Annotated in this window: 2 protein-coding genes; both read left to right on the forward strand. The window is 69.2% G+C overall.

What is annotated here, in order from left to right; translation table 11 throughout:
* On the forward strand, positions 1-674 hold a 674-nt coding region (locus AB0C29_RS41110), incomplete at its 5' end, for a sugar phosphate isomerase/epimerase (RefSeq protein ID WP_360832575.1).
* A gap of 12 nt (positions 675-686) precedes the next feature.
* The gene (locus AB0C29_RS41115; protein ID WP_360832578.1) at positions 687-2,774 is read left to right on the forward strand and encodes a PQQ-dependent sugar dehydrogenase; all 2,088 of its coding nucleotides are present in this window, start codon (positions 687-689) and stop codon (positions 2,772-2,774) included.
* Positions 2,775-3,035 lie beyond the last annotated feature (261 nt).

Here is a 3,035-nt window from a genome sequence, read left to right on the forward strand (position 1 = left end):
CAGGCTTCGTCGGCCGCACGGCCGCCCAGTTCCGCGCCGCCCTGGACGCCGCCGGGCTGCGCGCCACCTCCGGGCACGTCGGCATCCCGCAACCGTTCAACGCCTCGACCTGGCAGGCCGCCCTCGAGGACGCCCGGATCGTCGGCAACAAGTACATCGTGCACCCGTACTTCGGCACCGACGCCAACGGGCCGATCCGCGACGGCTCCGTCTACAAAGCCTTCGCCCGGGACCTGAACAAGGCCGGTGCGCTCGCCCGCAAGGCCGGGCTCAGCTTCGGCTACCACAACCACCACAACGAGTTCCTGCGCCAGGACGGCGGCAAGCGCACCGGCTTCGACATCCTGACCAGCGAGACCGATCCCGGGCTGGTGCACTTCGAGGTCGACCTGTACTGGGCCTGGCGGGGTGCGAACGACCCGGTGGACCTGATCCACGAGAACCGGGGGCGGATCCGCCAGGTCCACGTCAAGGACATGGCGGTCTCCAGCAGCTTCGAGGACCCCGGCGCCGGCCTGATCGACTTCGGCCGCATCTTCGAGCACTCCCGCGAGGCGGGCCTGGTCGAGTACATCGTGGAACGTGACGACGCGGGCAGCCCGCCGCGTACCCCCGCCGACGCGCTGACCACCGCGGAGGTCGGCTTCCGTTACCTCGACAACCTCCGGTTCTGAGGGGACTGCTCTATGAAGAAGCGATTGCTGACCGCCGTACCGGTGCTGGCTCTGCTCACGACGGCGCTGACCGTCCCGTCCGGGCCCGCCGCCGCGCGGGCCGCGGCTGAGCCGCCGGCCGACGCGAACTTCCAGAAGGTCACCCTGGACGACTTCCCGGGCGAGCCGATCGCGCTGGCCGTGCTGCCGGACCGCCGGGTGCTGCACACCGCGCGCACCGGTGAGGTACGCATCAACGACCCCAAGAGCGGGCGCAACATCCTGGCCGCCAAGATCCCCGTCTACCAGCACGACGAGGAGGGTGTGCAGGGCGTCGCGATCGACCCGAACTTCAAGCAGAACAAGTGGGTCTACATCTACTACTCGCCGCCGCTGAACACCCCGTCGGACAACCCGGCGACGCCCGCGGTCAACGAGGGTGACGCGCCGGAGAACGGCACCGCCGCCGACTTCGCCCCGTACAAGGGCGTGATGCGGCTGTCGCGGTTCAAGCTCAACGGCAACACGCTGGCGCTGGCCAGCGAGCAGAAGATCATGGAGGTCGGCACCGACCGGGGCATCTGCTGCCACGTCGGCGGCAAGATCGACTTCGACAGCAAGGGCAACCTGTACCTGTCCACGGGTGACGACACCAACCCGTTCGCCTCCGACGGCTACACGCCGATCGACGAGCGGGCCGACCGCAACCCGGCCTTCGACGCGCAGCGCACCGCCGGCAACACCAACGACCTGCGGGGCAAGCTGCTGCGGATCAAGGTCGGCGCCAACGGCAGCTACAGCATCCCGAAGGGCAACCTGTTCAAGCCGGGCACCGCGTACACCCGCCCGGAGATCTACGCGATGGGTCTGCGCAACCCGTTCCGCTTCGCGGTGGACAAGAAGACCGACGTCGCGTACGTCGGTGACTACTCGCCGGACGCGAACAGCCCCAACCCGGCGCGCGGCCCGGCCGGGCACGGCCGCTGGATGGCCATCGACAAGCCCGCCAACTACGGCTGGCCGTACTGCGTCGCGCCCGACATGCCGTACATCGACTTCAACTTCGCCACCCGGACCTCCGGCCAGCCGTTCAACTGCGCCGCGCCGGTCAACGACTCGCCCAACAACACCGGTAAGCGCAAGCTGCCGCCGGTGCAGAAGGCGGAGGTCATCTACACGTACGCGGCCTCGACGGAGTTCCCGGAGCTGGGCACGGGCGGCATCGGCCCGATGGGCGGCCCGGCGTACGACTTCGACGCCAAGAACAAGTCGGCGACCAAGTGGCCGAAGTACTACGACGGCAAGCCGCTGTTCTACGAGTGGACCCGCGACTACGTGCAGGAGTTCACGCTCGGCGCGGACAACGAGGTCACCGCGATCCGTGAGGTGCTGCCGTCGGTCATCTTCGACAACCCGATGGACCTGGAGTTCGGCCCGGACGGCTCGCTGTACGTGCTCGAGTACGGCGACGGCTACTTCTCCGAGAACCCGGAGGCGCAGCTGGCCCGCATCGACTACGTCCGCGGCAACCGCACCCCGCTGCCGAAGATCACGGCCACGCCGGTCCGCGGTGAGGCGCCGCTGACGGTGACCTTCTCCAGCGCCGGCACCACCGATCCCGACGGCGACAGCCTGCGCTACGCCTGGGACTTCAACGCCGACGGCATCGTCGACTCCCGGGCCCCGAACGCGGTCTACACGTTCACCGAGAACGGCAACTACCGGCCGACGCTGAAGGTGACCGACCCGACCGGCCGCTGGGCGTCCGCGGAGGTGCTGCTCCCGGTGGGCACGGCAGCCCCGCAGGTCACCCTGACCACCACGCCGAACCCGGACCAGCCGTTCGCCTTCGGTGACACGGTGAGCTACCAGGTCACCGTGGTGGACGACCAGCCGGTCGACTGCTCGAAGGTCACCGTGACCTTCATCCTGGGCCATGACCAGCACGGTCACCCGCTGTCCACGGCCACGGGCTGCAGCGGCTCGATCCAGACGTTCCTCGACCCGGGTCACGCCGGTGCGGAGAACCTGAACGCGGTGTTCGTGGCGTCGTACACGGACTCCGGTACCCCGCCGCAGACCGGGACGGACGAGGTCGTCCTGGACCCGACGGAGAGCTGACGTAATTCGCGACCGAGGTCACCGCCGTCACCCACGGCGGTGACCTCGGCCGTTCCGCCCGCATCACGGCCCCGATTGCGCCACCCTGGTAGGCGTGGGGGTGCACCTGGAGCAGTGGTGGGCGCAGTTCCTCGAAGCGTCCGACCGTTTCGACGCCGCCTACCTGGTCGAGGGGCTCAGCGACCTGGTCGGTCCGTACATCAAGGCTCCGCTGCTGCGCCGCGAGGTCAAGATCGCCGCGGACGCGGTGGTCCGCCAGCT

The sequence above is a fragment of the Actinoplanes sp. NPDC048791 genome (assembly GCF_040650095.1).
Taxonomy (GTDB): domain Bacteria; phylum Actinomycetota; class Actinomycetes; order Mycobacteriales; family Micromonosporaceae; genus Actinoplanes.